Here is a 16,847-nt window from a genome sequence, read left to right on the forward strand (position 1 = left end):
GAACTTAGCAGTTGGCTATTTATGATCTGTAGTTTTTTATGTATAGCTGAATAAAAACATCTAAGATAACCTTAATTTTTTATTGGGAAGTCTAGCATTCTCTGAGATTGAGAGGTATGATATCTTTACATTGGATCTAATAACTATGTAAGTATTGATAGAACAAGTAGGAGAAACTACGTATTTATACAGAGATAAAGCGTCAGACAGAGACGGCGCTGTCTAAGTAGATACGCTTTCAGTCACGATTGGCGAGCGTTAGGTAATTGATTAATGCAAAAGAGGTGCACGCATGACCGATCTAATTAAGGTACAAGAAACTGCCAACTACAACGAGCGATCGCTCAAAACTCTGGTCAGGTCAATCACAATGTCTCAACACCAATTCTCGCTAATTTTGGTGCGCTGCAACTACGAGCAGTTGCGCCAGCAAATAGCGCAGCGGCTGCGAGAAGTGTCCCCAGTTCCAATTCAAGATCTCGTCCTGCCAGCTTCAGTCAAAACCCTTTACACTACTCTGCAGGCAAGCACTTTCCAAGAGGGGTACTCGCCTGTGGTTTCTGCCTCGGCTTTGATGGTATTTGGTTTAGAAACAGTAGTAGCGATCGACGAACTGATGGCTTCTACCAATCAAGTGCGAGACGAATTTCGCAAAAATTTTTCCTGCCCAGTGATTTTGTGGGTAACAGATGATATCGTGACCAAAATGATTCGTCTGGCCCCGGATTTCAAAAGTTGGGCCGCCGCCACAATTAAATTTGAAATGGGCGTTGACGAATTAATTAATTTTCTCGCTAGGCGGGCCGATACTATATTTAAAATAGGCGAACTCAATCAAGAACTCGCCAGCAGCAACGTCAGCACCATAGCTAATTGTGAAACCTGCGAAAGCCAGTGCGAAAAAAGCGCCCTGGAGCGCGAAATCAGCCCTGGAGAACGCTTTCTAACTTTTAACTCACGGCCACAAAACCGACGACAATCAGATGTCCACTCGTATTCGCCATTGAGTCCGGGCAATACCTTCGATTTGGCGATCGGCTCTTTGCCACGCCGAGAACTAGAATTAGCTTTAAGAGATTTACAAAATCGCGGTGAAGAATTAGAACCCGCCCTCAAAGCCAGCCTGCAATTCGTTCTCGGTCGAGATTACTATGTCAGCGACCAAACCGAAACTGCCTTAATTCACTACCAAGAAAGTTTACTATTTTGGCAGCAGAAAACGGGCAACTGGGAACTGGCAAACTTGGAACTTTCCGAAAACCCAGAAACCTTCTCCTCCTTGTCGAATCCTGTCCCCAAAATTTTATTTTTAGAGAGAGAAGGCATAGTGCTGTTTCACATAGCCCTGTGTCACCGCTTACAAGCAGCCAGAAACCCGGTAGCCAACCGCCAGCACTGGGAACAAGCGTGGATTAGCCTGGAAAAATCTAGAAACGCTTTCTCCCTTGCCTCACGCCCGGAATTGGTAGCTGAGGTGACAGCACACCTCGGAGAAGTGCTGCAGCGACTGAAAGCTTGGGGAGAGTTGCAAGCATTAGCGGAAAATTCTTTGCAGTTGCACTTCACTTACGGTACCCCCAGCCAACTAGCTCAAGATTACGGCTTTTTGGCTGAAGTTGCCCTGCAAGAGTCGAGGTGGAGTCAAGCCCGCCAACTAGCCGAGTTGGCTTTGGCGATTTTGGATCAAACGCCTAATGATTTGAGATTGTTGATTGAAGATTTGAGATTGGGGTTTGAGGGAAATTATCCAGAAATTGTGGGTTCTAACGAGTTAAGTAACGAACCCAAATCTAAAATCCAACATCCCAAATCCGACAGGAGTTCGTATCTTTTACTTTTAGCCAGAAGTTTGCGGCAGTTAGGCCAGTGGGAAGCGGCGGTTCATTCTTTGGAGTTGGCTCAATCTCAAAGCGAGCCGAAGTACGACCCCCGACTTTACATCGATATTTTGACGGAACTGCAAGCGGTTTATTTCGAGCAGGGAGAGTATCTTAAAGCGTTTCGGATTAAAAAAACCCAGCGTTCGATCGAATATCAATACGGATTTAGAGCTTTTATCGGAGCCAGCCAATTGCAGCAGCAGCGCCAAGCGGTCAATCCTTCAGGCCCCTCAGCTCACAACCAAGCTGCCATCGCAGCCTCCATGACAGCTTACTCGCGGCAAACAGATATCAATAGCTTGCTAGAAAGAATTAGCAGGGACGACCATAAATTAACTATTATTCACGGGCCCAGCGGAGTCGGGAAAAGTTCTCTAGTCAATGCCGGCTTAGTACCAGCTTTGAAAAATATTACTCCGGGCGCGCGGGATACATTGCCCGTAGTAGTCAAAGTTTACACCGACTGGTTGGTGGAGTTAGAAAATGCTTTGAACAGCGCACTGTACGACAAACAAGCCGAAGAGGAAAGTAAATTAATCTCGAAAGGACTACAGGAAATCCACAAAAGAAGTTGCTCGGTTATTCCTGCTCGCAGCTCGGAAGTCTCTTCTTTTATTATAGAGCAGTTGCGCGAAAATGCCACAAATAATTTGTTGACCGTGCTGATTTTCGATCAATTTGAAGAGTTTTTCTTTGTTTCGACTTCAGTGGCACAAAGACAACTTTTTTATAATTTTTTGCGTTTGTTTTTGAATTTGCCTTATGTCAAAATAATTCTGTGCTTGCGCGAAGATTATTTGCACTACTTACTAGATTGCGATCGCTTCCCAAATCTTGATGCTATTAACAATAATATTCTCGACAAAAGCATCCGCTACCAACTGCGGAGTTTTTCTATCAAAGACGCGCGGGCTGTCATCGGACACTTAACAGAACGGGCAGAATTTTATTTAGAGCCGGCACTGATCGATGCCTTCGTAGAAGATTTAGCAGACGAACTGCAAGAAGTGCGACCAATCGAATTGCAGGTAGTAGGAGCGCAACTGCAAGAAGAAGGTATTACCAGTCTAGCACAATACCAGCAGTTGGGGGACAATCCCAAAGCGGAATTAGTGAAACGATCGCTCGAAAGAGTCATCTCTGACTGTGGACCAGTTAACGAAGACGCAGCTTGGAAAATCTTGTTTTCCCTGACAGATGAAAGAGGCGTTCGCCTGATAAAAACCAAACACGAACTCTCGTTAGTTACAGGTCAGCAGCCAGCCGATGTCCGCGAAACCGAATTATCGGCGATCGGCAGAAACAGAATTTCCCTACAGCGACAGTTCGCCAAAGACCCTGAAAGCCTACCAAATAAAACCGACAACCTCGACTTAATTTTAGACATTTTAGTTGGTCACGGTTTGCTATTTCTGCTACGGGAAGCGCCCGAAGACCGCTATCAATTAGTACACGACTATTTAGTGCGACCTATCCGTCAAAGATTCGGCTTAGAAGCCAGACTGCACAAAGCAGAAGCAGACAAAAAAATGAGTCAAGTACAGCTCTACCGAGCCAATACTTTTCTCAAACAACTGCTGGGATTAGCAGTGATCGGCGTCATGCTGCTAACCAGTTCCACCATCGCCGCCGTAAATTTTTGGTGGCGGGCTGTGGGTCAAAAACAGCTAGCTGTCGCTCAAACTCAGCGAGCCGAAATCAGTACCCTGACAGCAGCTTCTGAAGCACTTTATTTCTCAAACAACAAATTTGACGCCATGATGGAAAGTTTGAGAGCTGGTAAAAAGTGGAAACAGATCGAACACTCCCAACAAATGTCTACTCTCAAAGACACCGAAATTCTGATTTCTGCCGCCCTCCAGCAGGCAGTTTATGGAGTTAAAGAACGCAACCGCTTGGAAGGACACGGCGATGTAGTTTGGGGTCTTAGCTTCAGTCCAGACGGCGAAACAATAGCTTCTTCTAGTGTAGATAAAACAGTCAAACTTTGGCGGCGCGACGGAAGTTTGCAGGCAACTTTCAAAGGCCACACTAACAGTGTCTCCTGTGTGGCGTTCAGTCCCGACAACAAAACCATAGCCTCGGCAAGTTTAGATAAAACTGTCAAAATTTGGCAAAATGACGGCAGTTTGCTGGCAACTTTCAAAGGGCATACTAATAGCGTTACCAGCGTTGCTTTTAGCTCGGACGGTCAAACGATCGCCAGTGGCTCTACAGACAAAACTATCAAACTTTGGAAAACCGATGGCACGCTGCTGCGAACGATCGAACAATTTGCTCCCGTAAATTGGCTAAGCTTCAGCCGCGACGGCAAAATAATCGCTGTGGCGAGCGATGACGGTACTGTGAAACTGTGGAGTTCTGACGGCCGGTTAATCGCTAATTTATGGCACAGCGAAAACAGACAACCCTCGAAAATTTACACCGTCAGTTTCTCCCCCGATGGTGAAACGATCGCCAGTGCGGGTGAAGATAAAACTGTGAAAATCTGGAGCATCGCTGCACTCAAACACCCACCAACAGAAAATTCAACACCAGCTAAAAAAGGTGAACTGCTAACAACTTTGCGGGGACACAGCAAGTGGGTATTTGGTGTCAGTTTCTCCCCCGATGGTCAAACACTTGCTTCGGGAAGTGCAGACGGGACTGTCAAACTCTGGAATCTTGCTGGTGTTGGCGACAAACGCCCAACCGATGCTAGCAACATTAAACCAGAGAGTCGCTTACTGAGAACTTTTGAGGGACACGCCGATCGAGTTACTCAGGTGAGTTTTAGCCCGGAAGGCAAAACCTTGGCTTCGGCAAGTTTTGACAAAACTATCAGGCTGTGGCGACTCGATGACGTGCCGCTCAAAACCCTCGACGGACACCAAAACCGGGTGCAAGGCGTTACTTTTAGCCCCGACGGCCAAAGGCTGGCTTCTGCTTCTACGGACAAAACTATCAAACTCTGGAGTCGCACGGGAGTTTTGCTAGAAACCTTGGAAGGACACACTCAGAGAGTCGCCAGCGTCAGTTTCAGCCTCGACGGCCAGCTACTTGCTTCTGGGAGTTACGACAAAACGGTGAAAGTCTGGAGTTTGACAGAAGATGGCATGAATAATATTCTGCCTTGTCCTTCGGCTCCACTATTCCCGTGTTCGCCTTCTGTGCTGTTCACTCTCGACGCCCACGCCGATAGCGTGATGAGCGTGAGTTTTAGCCCCGATAGCGAGGTTCTGGCAACGGCTAGCAAGGATAAGACTGTGAAACTCTGGACTAGAAACGGCAGGCTGATTAAGACTTTGACGGGACACACAGGCTGGGTGACTGGGGTGACTTTCAGTCCCGACGGCTCGATGCTGGCTTCTGCAAGCGATGATGGTACTCTCAAACTCTGGAATCGGGATGGTCGTTTGCTAAGAACTTTTGAAGGAGCTCACAACAGTTTTGTGTTGGGGGTGGCTTTTAGCCCTGATGGCAAAATGCTGGCTTCGGCTGGTTACGACAATTCGGTGAAATTGTGGAAGGTAGATGGGACTTTGGTGGCGACGCTACTGAAGGGTTCTAGCGACAGCGTGACTAGCGTTGGTTTTAGCCCCGATGGTTTGTTGGTTGCTTCGGGCAGTTACGATCATAAGGTGAAGCTGTGGAGTCGCAGCGGGACTTTGCTGAAAACTTTGACGGGTCACAAGGATAGTGTGATGAGCGTGAGTTTTAGCCCGGATGGGAAGGTTCTGGCTTCTGCGGGCCGGGATAATCGGGTGATTTTGTGGAATTTGGATCTTGACGATTTGCTGGTGAGGGGCTGTGACTGGGTGGGGGATTATCTGAGAACTAATCCTAATGTAAGCGATCGCGATCGGCTTCTCTGTGAGGGGGTTGGGGCAAAACCAAATCGATTTTAGATTTTAGATTTTAGATTGGGGGATTCAGTGGATGTTCGATGTTACTCACCCCCTTCAGGATCTCGATCGCTAATTTCTCCCCCCTTCCCCCTCTCCCCCTCCCCCTTTCTCAAAAACTATTTTTTCCTTCCCCTTGCTCTCGGCTTCCTGTAAAGTAAATAATTGTAAAGAAATATGAGTTTTCTCTTATCCTTTGGTTAAGACCGCCAGCTAGCATTCACAATTAAGACCCGGATTATAAGTTCCTATGTCACAGCTTTTCCCGCGAAAATTTCTAGCATCTGTTGTCGCATTTTGTCTGGCTTTGTCCGTGTGGACGATCGCACCAGCAGCCCACGCTTTCAATAATCCCGATTTGTTGCCGTCAACTCAGACGCCGATCATTGATTTAGCTAAAGCCCTCACAGATATTGAAGAACAAAATTTGGCAAAAAATTTAAAGGCATTTGAAGCCGAAACCGGCTGGAAACTGCGAGTGCTGACTCAGTACGATCGCACGCCCGGTTTGGCTGTCAAAAGTTATTGGGGGCTAGATGACAAGAGTGTGTTGCTAGTTGCTGACCCCCGAGGGGGCAATTTGCTCAATTTTAATGTGGGCGACTCGCTGTATCCGCTGCTGCCGCGAACTTTTTGGGTGGAACTGCAAACCCGCTACGGTAATCAATTTTTTGTGCGGGACAATGGGGAAGATCGAGCAATTATTGAATCTTTGGAGTCTATAGAAGGCTGTTTGCGTCAGGGCGGATGCCGCGTGGTTCCCGGTTTGCCGAGGGAACAGTGGGTTCTGACGTTAATTACCTCGGTGGTTGGCGGCGTCATCTGCGGGTTTGCGGCTCAACCTCGGAAGCCGGGACAGGTTGTGGCTTGGCAGTGGGCGCTGATTTTTTCCCCACTGTGGGGCATTCTGTTTTTCGCTTTCGGACTTGGGCCGGTGGTGACTCGGACTTCTGACTGGTTGCCTGTGGTTCGGAATGTGGCTGGTTTTGCGATCGGAGTTTTGGTGGCATTCCTGACTCCGGTGTTGGGCAAATCTTCTTCATCGTCGGAAACTTAGTTGTCAGTTGTCAGTTGGCAGTTGCCAGTCAACAGTCAACAGTTATCAGTCAACAGTCAACAGTCAACAGTCAACAGTCAACAGTCAACAGTCAACAAATGACTAAAAGCTGGTAAGCTGATACCTGACAACTCAGAGGCGACAGCTATCCAACAAATGGAATGGCACGTAAGCGATGCCCAGAGTCTGGGATTAATCGATAACGAAATTGGCGACCACGGTTTTTCAGCGGCGGAGTACGAAATAGTCCGCCGCGTGATTTATGCTACTGCTGATTTTGAGTACAAGTCTTTAATTAGTTTTTCCGATCAGGCTTTGCAGGCTGGGGCGGCGGCTTTGGCTGCTCGAACTACGATCGTGGTAGATGTGCCGATGGTGCAGGTGGGCATTACGCCACAAATCCAAAGTACCTTTGCGAATCCGGTTTACTGTTCGATGGAGGCTTTGACACGCCCCCAAAAGGAAAGGACGCGGGCGGCTTGGGGGATTGAAACTTTGGCAAGACGCTATCCTGAAGGGATTTTTGTGGTGGGCCAGGCTCAAACTGCTTTGTCGGCGATCGTGGATTTGATTGAATCGGAGGAAATTCGACCGGCTTTGGTGATTGGGACTCCTTCTGGGTTTGTGGGGGTTGACGTGGCTAAGTCGCGGCTGCACGATTCGATGATTCCTCACATTCGGATTGAGGGCCGCAAGGGTTCTGCGGTGGTGGCTGTGGCTATAGTTAACGGGCTGGTGGATTTGGCTTGGCAAGCTTATGGGCAAGAGGGAAACAGTTGATCGAGAAGTCAGCAGTCATTAGTCATTAGTTATTAGTCGTTCTGGATTATTTCGATCAGTCTTGCGGTTAATTAACCAACTTTCAAACGATCGTTGACTTTCACTGCTGCGTCGGCCGGCTAGCAAACCTTCAACTCCAATATGTTCGTCTAAATCAACCCATTCAATGGCATAACCATCTCCAAGTAGCTGCCAATTATGTCTTTCCTCCGGGGAACCGTGCAACAAACGGGGATACCAAGCTAAGGGAACACTCAAACTGCGACCATCAACTAAGTCCACAATTACTTTTTCATCTGTCACCGTGACTTTAATTACGAGGGGTTCTGTTTCATGTACCAAAGTAGTCATGCCAAGCCTGCAACAATATTTGTTCATATTCCTCTACAAGACGAGCAATCTGGTTTAATTCATGCTCTTTGAAGCCTAGATTTTTTTCTAGAGATACAGGATTCATCCAAAATTGGGTAAGTTGCCGATCGCGCTTAACATGAATGTGGGCGGGTTCGCCTCGATCGGAACTAAAAAAGATGAAACTGTAGGGGTTCACCTAAAAAACCGCAGGCATTAGCGGCTATCTTGTGAATTTTGTCAGAATTTTAACCTGCACTCGCTCTTAAATTTGTGGCTACTATCAATATTAATAATCAGCGGGCGATCGCCTTTTTACATCTCTGCTTTGATTAGTGCGATCGCGGTCTTTTTTCCTACCTTTTTTAATTTGCTGGCTCATCTCGACAAACAAATCTCTGCGTAAATAAGGATAGTCGCTCACCCACACGTCACGGCTGGGAATATAAATATCTGAAACTTTGGCAATTCTGCCTAAATCTTCTTGATTTGACATGATTAACATTAAAGCAGCTTGGCCGGGGACAATTCCTTGATGATCTTTCCGCAATGGAGCTCGAAGTGTAGTAGTAAATCCGGTTTTGTCGCCAACTTCTAAGTTGATTCGTGGTTCTAGGTTGTCAACTATTACGAGTTGTCCTTTTTGATTGACTGTTTCTTCTTGACTTGTGACTTCATCTGTAATATATATATCCAAAACTCGTCCTTGCCAAAAACCGCAGTATTGATATTTGCGGCATTCTGCATTCCGCAAACTCGCCCACAAAATCGGCCCCCACAGCCAGTACAAACCAGCTATCAATCCGGTGATTAAAACTAGCGGCCCGACATCGGAACCGACGAAGTTATAAACTACCAGGAGGAAAACTACGGTGACGGCAGAGATTAACATTCGCCTCAAAAAATCGGGCGGTTTTCCCCAGATATATTTGTATTGCGCTCCCGTGGCGACGGCGGGAATTAATTCTTGAAAGGTTTCGCGGGTTAAGGGAATTAGCATAATTAGTCAGTTGGCAGTTGGCAGTTGGCGGTTGGCAGTTGGCAGTTGGCAGTTGGCAGTTGGCAGTAGTAACAAATTACCAATTACAAATTACCAATTACCAATTACCTACAAGATTTTTTCCAGACCGTAAACGAGCGATCGCAATTCAATGACTTTGCGTATAGACAGCAAGACTCCGGGCATATAACAAGCGCGATCGCTCGTATCGTGTCGTAAAGTATAAACTTGACCGGCGCCGCCAAAAATTACCTCTTGGTGGGCAATTAAACCGGGTAAACGGATGCTGTGAATGCGAATCCCTTCATCCGCCAGTGAACCTCGAGCTCCGGCTAATTTTTCGGTTTCCTCAACTTCTGGCGGATTGAAAGTTTTTCCCATCTCTGCTAACATTTGGGCAGTTTGAATTGCCGTACCGCTGGGAGCGTCGGCTTTTTGATTGTGGTGCAGCTCGATAATTTCTACGTGTTCAAAATACTGAGATGCCGTGACGGCGGCTTGTTGGAGCAAAACCATGCCGATCGAGAAATTGGGTATGATCAAACACCCTGTGCTCGCTTTATCAGCAAATTCAGCTAAGTTTTCAATTTGCTTGCTGCTCAATCCGGTAGTGCCGACTACGGGGCGAATCCCGTAAGCTATAGCCGATCGCACGTTTTCATACACTGACGAAGGGTGCGTAAAATCTACCATCACTCCTAACTGCTTTTCCTGAGCTGCTAATACCAGCATTCCTTGCAAGTCGTCAGTGATGGGAACTTCTAACGGGCCACATCCGGCTAATTCGCCGGCATCGGCGTTGAGGCACGACGGAGAGCGGTCTACAGCCCCAAATAAGGTCATGTCACTAGCATGGGCGATCGCCTTAATTACTTCGCGGCCCATTTTGCCTGCAGCACCGTTAACAATCACCGGAATCGGAAGTTGATTCGCCATAATCTCAAAAATATCCTGAAAGTTCGATCGACTAAATTTTAACGCTTGTGGGAATTTGGGTAAACAAGGAATGAAAGACAGGATTTGTCGGCCAATCTTCCAAAACCCGGTTCCGATTCGAGAAATACTTTGCCAAATCGAGTAATTAGCTTAAAGAAACTCGGTGGCGGCAGAAGTTCTGAAAAAATTACATTCAATCTCATATTAAGCTCAATTCTGTAAGAACAGACTGCAAAGCTAATTTGCACCGACATATTTTTTCTGTGACTGCCAAATTCTCTCGAAATCTTCGATATGTCATGTCTGTCGCAACTGGTCTCAACCTGAGTTCTCAAAACCGACGGGTTAGGATTTTGCCTGCAATGCTTGCGGGCGCGACTGTAACGCTGCTGAATATGGGAGTTCGGCAGTTGGGAGGCCTGCAAAGCCTGGAATTGGGGAGTTTTGACTCGTTAGTGCGCTTGCAGCCAGATTCGGGCCCCGATCCGCGACTGCTGGTAGTGGCAATTTCTGAGGCCGATATTCAAGCTTTGGGGAGATTTCCGATTTCCGACGGTGCGCTCGCTCAAACCTTGGCAAAACTGCAAAAGTATCAGCCAAAAGTCATCGGTTTGGATTTGTACCGGGATTTGCCTCAACCGCCGGGACACGAAGAATTGCTGGCCGCACTGAAAGCACCGAATGTGGTGGCGATCTATAAATTGAGCGATTCAGAAAGTCAGGGAGTGCCTGCGCCTCCGGGGATACCGCCCGATCGGCTCGGTTTTAACGACTTCGTGCTTGATCCTGATGGCGTTGTACGCCGCAATTTGCTTTCAGTCTCGCAACCAGACAAAAAGATTGCTTTATCGTTTTCTGTGCAAGTGGCTTTGCTGTATCTCAAAGACAGAGTACAGCAGAAAAATAGCCCTGTTCATCCCCACCAAATCAATTGGGGAAAGGCAGAATTTGTGCCTTTAACTTCTAACAGCGGCGGCTATGCAAATCTCGATGCCAAAGGCTACCAAATTCTGCTCAAATACCGATCTGGTAAGGAGGTGGTGCGACAAGTCAGTATCAGGCAGGTATTGAAGGGAGAAATTGACCCAAGCTGGGTTAAGGACAAGATTGTGTTGATTGGGACGACTGCACCGAGTACCAGAGATTTGTTTTTGACGCCCTACAGCCCGGTTAAAAAGCAAAGTCCGAAAATGCCGGGGGTGTTGCTGCACGCGCAAATGCTCAGCCAAATATTGAGTGCGGTTTTGGATGGGCGATCGCTATTTTGGGTGTGGCCGGAATGGGCGGAAATTTTGTGGAACGGTGCTTGGGCGATGATTGGCGGGGTTTTGGCTTGGCGGATTCAGCATCCTGTGAGGGCGGGATTGGCTGGGGCTGCGGGATTGATGGGACTGTTGGGGATTAGTTTTGGGATTTTTACTGGGGGTGGGTGGGTGCCGCTGGTGTCGCCGACTTTGGGTTTGGTGGTGACTGGTGTGAGTGTCAGTGCTTACAGGAAGCTTTACGATGCTTTTCACGATTCTCTAACAGGTTTGCCCAACCGGGATTTGTTCGTGGATTGTCTGGGGCGGGCGATCGCCAATACTAGGGGCCGCCGCAGCTATCTGTTTGCGGTGCTGTTTCTGGATTTAGACAGGTTTAAGGTGATTAATGATTCTTTGGGTCATTTGGCGGGGGATGAACTGCTGATGGCGGTGGTGTTGCGGTTGAGGACAAGTATTGGTCGCGCCGATACTGTGGCGCGGGTGGGCGGTGATGATTTTGCGATTTTGGTGAGGAATGTTGATGTTGCTACTGCGGTGGATTTGGCCACTCGAATTCACCAAGCTTTAATTGTGCCTTTTGAGTTGAAGGGGCAGGAGGTGTTTTTGACGGCAAGCATCGGGATTGCCATCGGGGGCGAACCTGCTGCTACTGTCAGTGAACAGCCGGAACACTTGCTGCGGGACGCCCACACGGCGATGTACCGGGCGAAGGCTTTGGGAACGGGAAGGTATCAGGTGTTTAATGCTTCGATGCACGATTTGGCGGTGGAGAGGTTGCAATTGGAAACTGATTTGCGGATGGCCCTCAAGCGTCAGGAGTTTTTGCTGCATTACCAGCCGTTTGTATCTTTGGCAAGCGGGAAGATTATTGGGTTTGAGGCTTTGGTGCGTTGGCAGCACCCGCTGCGAGGTTTGATTTCGCCGATGAAGTTTATTCCGGTGGCTGAGGAAACGGGGGCAATTGTGCCACTGGGTGAGTGGGTGTTGGAGGAGGCTTGCCGGCAGTTGGAGCTTTGGGAGGGAATGTTTGGTTTCGATCGAGCTTTGATTATGAGTGTAAATTTGTCGGGAAAGCAGTTTGCCCAGCCAGATTTGGTCGATCGCATTCAGGTGATTTTGGAAACAACGGGTTTGAGTGCCGAGAGTTTGAAGTTGGAGATTACTGAGAGTGTGGTGATGGAGGATGTGGAGTCGGCGATCGCGGTTTTGAAGCAGATGAAAGCGTTAAATGTCAAGTTGGGAATTGATGATTTTGGTACGGGTTATTCGTCGTTGAGTTATTTGAGTCGGTTTCCTACGGATACTTTGAAGGTTGATAAGTCGTTTGTGGGGCGGATGGAGCTCGAAAGCGAGGGGGAGAATGTGGCGATCGTGCGGACGATTGTAGCGCTGGCTCATGCTTTGGGTATGGATGTGATTGCTGAGGGTGTGGAGACGGCGGCACAATTAGCTAGGTTGAGGTCGATCGGCTGCGAATACGGTCAGGGTTATTTTTTTGCTAAGCCGTTACCGAGCGAGGCTGCGACTGCTTTGATGGCTTCCGATCCGCAGTGGTAGTTGTGGGTTATTAGTTATTAGTTATTGTACGTTAGAGCTAAAATTGAAAGTCGATCGGGTTCCCCAAGCGTATCTCTAATATGTTAGGTGCTAAAATTAATGCTAGGTAAACAAACATGAAGCTGAAAAAAATTGTCATCCATCTCGTTATCGCTCCTCGAAAATTAGCTGAGTATCCTCTTAATTTAGATAACGCTCTCGGTAGCAATAAAGCTGTAATATTTCAGGGTTGTTTAGGATTAAATCAATAAAACTATGACTTACTGTTAGCACAAATTTCAACTAAAACTCTTGATGCTTAAGCAATTACTTGTTATTCTACAGATATTGATCATTGCCCGATCGCCCTTAGCTCAAAAAGGTGTTTCTGCCTGTAAGTGCAGCTTTTCTCCCAACTGCGGATGCTCAAACGAAAGTTCCCGCGCGTGCAAGTGTAGCCGATTCGCAGCAGCCCGACATCCGTAAAGTCGATCGCCCAAAATCGGTATCCCCAACCCTCGAACATCCGCTGCATGAACCCTCAATTGATGAGTGCGTCCCGTCAGCGGCAAAAACTCGACGCGATCGCAATTTCCCTCCCTCGCCATTACCTGAAAGCGAGTAACGCTGGGCTTTCCGCACTCCCAATTGACTTGCTGGTAAGGGCGATTTTCTGGATCGCCCCAAAGTGGAAGATCGATCGTACCTGCATCAACTTTTACAGTACCCGAAAGCACCGCTTCATAAACCTTGTGAACCTGCTTTTTTGCAAATTGCTGCCTGAGTTGACTGCTAGTTTCTTTGTCCCGCGCCAATAGCAAAATCCCAGATGTTTCCAAATCTAAACGATGCACTATGGTTAAATTGAAGCTATCGGGTAACAAGCTACGCAAACGACTGAAAACACTATCTTGATTTTCAAAATAACGACCTGGAACTGACAGCAATCCAGAGGGTTTATTGACCGCAATCAACCACTTGTCTTCATAGATAATTGGTAGCCTTTGCCTAACGGGCAAGATGCCAGTTCCACAATAAATATTATTGCTTGTGGTGAGTAAGGGTTGGGCTTGTAGCCCGCCCGTCGAACCCTGATTTATATTAGAAACAATCGAATTTTGAGCTAATCCTGACAGCAAAAAACCCATCAAATGCTGACACCGATCGCCACAAGCGCCATAAAATTCTCCCTGTATCTTATCGCCCGATGCCGGCCCCCACCAAAACTCAGCCATTGCCAGCGGTTTCAGATTGTTTGCTGCCGCGTAGTGGAGCAATTTTGGCGCGCAACAGTCGCCGGTACCCGTCGGAATAGAATTAGTTGGCATCAATGAGGAGATCGATCGCGATGTCCCCAAAAAATTCACCAGAGTGTAAGCCGCGTGCATTTGCGTCTGAAGTTCGCGGGAAAGTTCTTTTCGCCGCTGTTTCAGCGCCTGCATCCGCCGATCCGCAGCTTCAATTAATTGTTTTAGCGGCTGCAATGTTTCATCCCGCTGTCGTTTCAATTGCCTGCGTTCAATTTTCTCCAAACGGCTTTCTTGATTCAGTTGTTCCAGAGCAATTTCTAGCGTTTCTGCTGCGAGACTTTGACACAGTAACTGGCGTTTTTCGTCTCGCTGATGCTTGCAATTGCGATGCCGATCGCTCAAAACTTGCATTTGCACTTCAAACTCCCGAAACAAGCCTTCATACTCTTGTCGCTGCGGGAGTTGATTCAGTGCAATAAGTTCCTGTTTCATCGCCTCCAATTGAGTTAAGGTGCGGGCTTCATCGAAAGCAACTCGATCTCGTCCCGGAATCGGTGGCACCCACCCATCAACAATGCTGCAACCGTTCAGCAGCCCGGAAAATGCTTTGAGTATCCCCTGTTCCCCCGAAGGCATCTCCACCAGTAATATGCCGTACATCTTCCCTTCGCGATCATAGGAATCGTCAGCCGCCAGGTACTGCATCAAACCCCGCGCGAGCTCCTCGGACATTCGAGTGCGCGGCAGTCTCAGCAGCTCGCCGCTTTGAGGACAACGGCCTTCGTACCAATAATTCGGCTGCGAGTCGATCGACTCCCAATGACAGTCCGTGACATCTAAAAGCGCGTGCATTTCTAACATATTAAATTTGGTTTGAAATCTGAATTAGGACATATCTGCTTGTATTCTGGATGCTTTCGGTCAATCGAAAATGGAAAATCGAAAATCGAAAATCGACTGACCGTATCTTACAGGGGTGTACCCAAAGTGGGAGGGGTGCATAATTTTATACCTACTAGAATTAAGTAAAAATGATTGGTCGCACCCAGCCTGATATGCTAAATTTGTTTCAAAACAGCAGCGAGATTAAGAAAAGCATAAGTTAATATATAAGACCGCAAGCTTGTTATCCCACTAAATTTTTTATGTGCAAGGCGTATGCCAGACCTCTCGACTTCGGCTCCTGAAAACTCCTCAAACCCCCAACCAGCTCTGCTGCCACCGATTTTAAGAATTTTTGCAGCATTTCCAGATTACGATCGGGGCAATAGATTGTACGCCGCAGGAAGGTACGAAGCGGCAGTCCTTTGCTACGGAAAAGCGGTTCAAATCAAGCCGGACTGGGCCAGGGCGTGGCTGAATCTGGGCAAAGCTTACAAGCAACTGCATTCCTACGCAGAAACCGTAGCCTGCGCCGATCGAGCTACAGCAATTAATCCCGAAGAATACTGGGCTTGGATGCTGCGCGGCACAGGGCTGTTAAGTTTGCAAAATCACTCAGAAGCGATCGCCGCTTTCGACACCGCAATTCAAATAAATTCAGAAAAGCACGAAGCTTGGTATCAGCGCGGCAGAGTTTTAGAGGAATTGCAGCAGTGGGATGCAGCCGCAACCTGTTACAAAAAAGCAACCCAACTTCATCCGAATTTACCCGCCATGTGGTATCGGCAAGGCAACGTGTTGGTTCAAGCAGAGCGCTATCCTGAAGCGGTGGCTGCTTTCGAGCGCGCGCTGAAACTTGTCCCGACTAATTGGGAAGCTTGGCTGAACCGAGGTTTGGCTTTAATGAAAGCCGAACGCTACGCTGAAGCTGTAACTTCTTACGATCGCGCCATTCAACTGCAACCACAAAATAGTCTGGCTTGGTTCAATCGGGGCATTGCTTCAGCAAAATTGCACAAATATGCAGAAGCGGTGACAGCTTACGATCGCGTACTGCAAATGCAGCCCAACGACTGCGAAGCTTGGTTTTATAAAGGAATGGCCCTCAAACACCAGTGGGCAGACGCGGCAATTGCTTGTTTCGATCGGGCAATTCAAATTAATTCTTTTTATCCCGAAGCATGGATCGGGCGCGGTCAAACACTGTCAGAATCGAGAGATTTTGAAGGGGCGATCGCTGCTTTTGACCAAGCCGTTCAAATTAATCCGAATTTTCCCGAAGCTTGGCTGGGTAGAGGCATCGCCCTGGCAGGATTGGAACGCTACAAAGAGGCAATTATCGCTTACAGCAATGCCCTACAAATTGAAGGTAATTTTCTAGAAGCTTGGAACTTGCGAGGCGAAGCTTTGGAAAAATTACAGCAATACGAAGAAGCGATCGCCTGTTTTGATAAAGTAATCTCTCTGACTTCAGAAGCAGAAATTACATCAAAAGTAGGGTTGCAGCAAGGCGCCGCGCTGGAAAAATTGCAGCGTTACGAAGAAGCCGTCGCAGCTTACAACCGCGTCCTAAAAATCGTGCCAGACAATTTTGAAGCTTGGTTGAAACGCGGCAACGCTTTGTCAAAATTGCAGCAGTACGAACAAGCTCTAGCATCATACGATCGAGCAATTACTGTCTGGCCCGATAACTATCAAGGCTGGGTACAGCGAGGTCTGATCCTAGGGGAAATGCAGAACTATTCCCAAGCACTCGTCGCTTTTGACCAAGTGATTCAACTCAAGCCAGACAACTGGGAAGCTTGGGCGCAGCGGGGCGACGTTTTGCAAAAATTGCAGCGAACTCAAGATGCCATTAGCTCTTACGGAGTCGCCCTCGAAATCAAACCAGATTACTACGAAGCTCTAGTTAGTCGAGAAGAATTGAGACTTAAGGGTACGATGTCAGGAAAGTGGTGAGGGGAAATTGACAAAAATTTTTGAGTTTTGAAATTGCTTTGTTCTTCGTAACGCTGCGCTGGGGTAA

Annotated in this window: 11 protein-coding genes; 6 read left to right on the forward strand and 5 right to left on the reverse strand. The window is 47.7% G+C overall.

Features of this window, described 5'->3' with window-relative positions:
• Nucleotides 1–292: 292 nt before the first annotated feature.
• The 3 genes from QUA90_RS15530 (at nucleotide 293) to QUA90_RS15540 (ending at nucleotide 7,601) form a co-directional block, all read left to right on the forward strand.
• Nucleotides 293–5,767: a WD40 domain-containing protein gene (locus QUA90_RS15530; protein ID WP_333446400.1), complete on the forward strand. Its 5,475-nt coding sequence runs from the start codon at nucleotides 293–295 to the stop codon at nucleotides 5,765–5,767.
• A 247-nt stretch (nucleotides 5,768–6,014) separates the two neighbouring features.
• Nucleotides 6,015–6,821: a TPM domain-containing protein gene (locus QUA90_RS15535; protein WP_333082425.1), complete on the forward strand. Its 807-nt coding sequence runs from the start codon at nucleotides 6,015–6,017 to the stop codon at nucleotides 6,819–6,821.
• Nucleotides 6,822–6,977: 156 nt separating this feature from the next.
• A complete protein-coding gene (locus QUA90_RS15540; protein WP_333152258.1) occupies nucleotides 6,978–7,601 on the forward strand; it encodes a precorrin-8X methylmutase in 624 nt (207 codons plus the stop codon).
• Between the two features lie 18 nt (nucleotides 7,602–7,619).
• Here QUA90_RS15540 and QUA90_RS15545 read toward each other — a convergent pair whose 3' ends face one another.
• The 4 genes from QUA90_RS15545 to dapB all read right to left on the reverse strand — a co-directional run bounded on the left by QUA90_RS15545 (nucleotide 7,620) and on the right by dapB (nucleotide 9,888).
• Nucleotides 7,620–7,952, reverse strand: a complete 333-nt coding sequence (locus QUA90_RS15545; RefSeq protein WP_333328382.1) for a DUF2442 domain-containing protein — start codon at nucleotides 7,950–7,952, stop codon at nucleotides 7,620–7,622.
• Nucleotides 7,933–8,151 carry a DUF4160 domain-containing protein gene (locus QUA90_RS15550; RefSeq protein ID WP_333328385.1) on the reverse strand — a complete coding sequence of 73 codons (219 nt, stop codon included), beginning with the start codon at nucleotides 8,149–8,151 and terminating at the stop codon, nucleotides 7,933–7,935. Before QUA90_RS15550 ends, QUA90_RS15545 begins: the two co-directional genes overlap by 20 nt.
• Before the next feature lie 90 nt (nucleotides 8,152–8,241).
• Nucleotides 8,242–8,952 carry a phosphate ABC transporter permease gene (locus QUA90_RS15555; RefSeq protein ID WP_242723651.1) on the reverse strand — a complete coding sequence of 237 codons (711 nt, stop codon included), beginning with the start codon at nucleotides 8,950–8,952 and terminating at the stop codon, nucleotides 8,242–8,244.
• 108 nt (nucleotides 8,953–9,060) lie between these two features.
• A complete protein-coding gene (gene dapB, locus QUA90_RS15560; protein WP_333385216.1) occupies nucleotides 9,061–9,888 on the reverse strand; it encodes a 4-hydroxy-tetrahydrodipicolinate reductase in 828 nt (275 codons plus the stop codon).
• A 299-nt stretch (nucleotides 9,889–10,187) separates the two neighbouring features.
• Between dapB and QUA90_RS15565 the strand changes: the two genes are divergently transcribed.
• Complete coding sequence (locus tag QUA90_RS15565; RefSeq protein ID WP_333446402.1) at nucleotides 10,188–12,710, forward strand: EAL domain-containing protein; 2,523 nt, start codon at nucleotides 10,188–10,190, stop codon at nucleotides 12,708–12,710.
• Between the two features lie 116 nt (nucleotides 12,711–12,826).
• Nucleotides 12,827–12,961, forward strand: coding sequence for a DUF6883 domain-containing protein (locus tag QUA90_RS30450; RefSeq protein WP_445300114.1), 135 nt, complete (start codon nucleotides 12,827–12,829; stop codon nucleotides 12,959–12,961).
• Between the two features lie 102 nt (nucleotides 12,962–13,063).
• On the opposite strand, the gene QUA90_RS15570 is transcribed toward QUA90_RS30450, so the two are convergent.
• Entirely contained in the window at nucleotides 13,064–14,800 is a 1,737-nt protein-coding gene (locus QUA90_RS15570; protein ID WP_333446404.1) for a pseudouridine synthase, read from the reverse strand.
• A gap of 297 nt (nucleotides 14,801–15,097) precedes the next feature.
• On the opposite strand from QUA90_RS15570, the gene QUA90_RS15575 reads away from it, so the two are divergent.
• Nucleotides 15,098–16,780, forward strand: a complete 1,683-nt coding sequence (locus QUA90_RS15575) for a tetratricopeptide repeat protein (RefSeq protein WP_333229611.1) — start codon at nucleotides 15,098–15,100, stop codon at nucleotides 16,778–16,780.
• Nucleotides 16,781–16,847: the final 67 nt, after the last annotated feature.

Origin of the sequence: Microcoleus sp. D3_18_C4, from assembly GCF_036702355.1 — a bacterium.
Classification (GTDB): Bacteria; Cyanobacteriota; Cyanobacteriia; order Cyanobacteriales; family Microcoleaceae; genus Microcoleus.

Excerpts from the sequence above, each read along its gene's own strand:
- QUA90_RS15530 (WP_333446400.1), top strand. The coding sequence starts at position 293 with ATGACCGATCTAATTAAGGTACAAGAAACTGCCAACTACAACGAGCGA.
- QUA90_RS15575 (WP_333229611.1), top strand. The coding sequence starts at position 15,098 with ATGCCAGACCTCTCGACTTCGGCTCCTGAAAACTCCTCAAACCCCCAA.
- QUA90_RS30450 (WP_445300114.1), top strand. The coding sequence starts at position 12,827 with ATGAAGCTGAAAAAAATTGTCATCCATCTCGTTATCGCTCCTCGAAAA.
- QUA90_RS15555 (WP_242723651.1), bottom strand. The coding sequence starts at position 8,952 with ATGCTAATTCCCTTAACCCGCGAAACCTTTCAAGAATTAATTCCCGCC.
- QUA90_RS15540 (WP_333152258.1), top strand. The coding sequence starts at position 6,978 with ATGGAATGGCACGTAAGCGATGCCCAGAGTCTGGGATTAATCGATAAC.
- QUA90_RS15570 (WP_333446404.1), bottom strand. The coding sequence starts at position 14,800 with ATGTTAGAAATGCACGCGCTTTTAGATGTCACGGACTGTCATTGGGAG.
- dapB (WP_333385216.1), bottom strand. The coding sequence starts at position 9,888 with ATGGCGAATCAACTTCCGATTCCGGTGATTGTTAACGGTGCTGCAGGC.
- QUA90_RS15565 (WP_333446402.1), top strand. The coding sequence starts at position 10,188 with ATGTCTGTCGCAACTGGTCTCAACCTGAGTTCTCAAAACCGACGGGTT.
- QUA90_RS15535 (WP_333082425.1), top strand. The coding sequence starts at position 6,015 with ATGTCACAGCTTTTCCCGCGAAAATTTCTAGCATCTGTTGTCGCATTT.
- QUA90_RS15545 (WP_333328382.1), bottom strand. The coding sequence starts at position 7,952 with ATGACTACTTTGGTACATGAAACAGAACCCCTCGTAATTAAAGTCACG.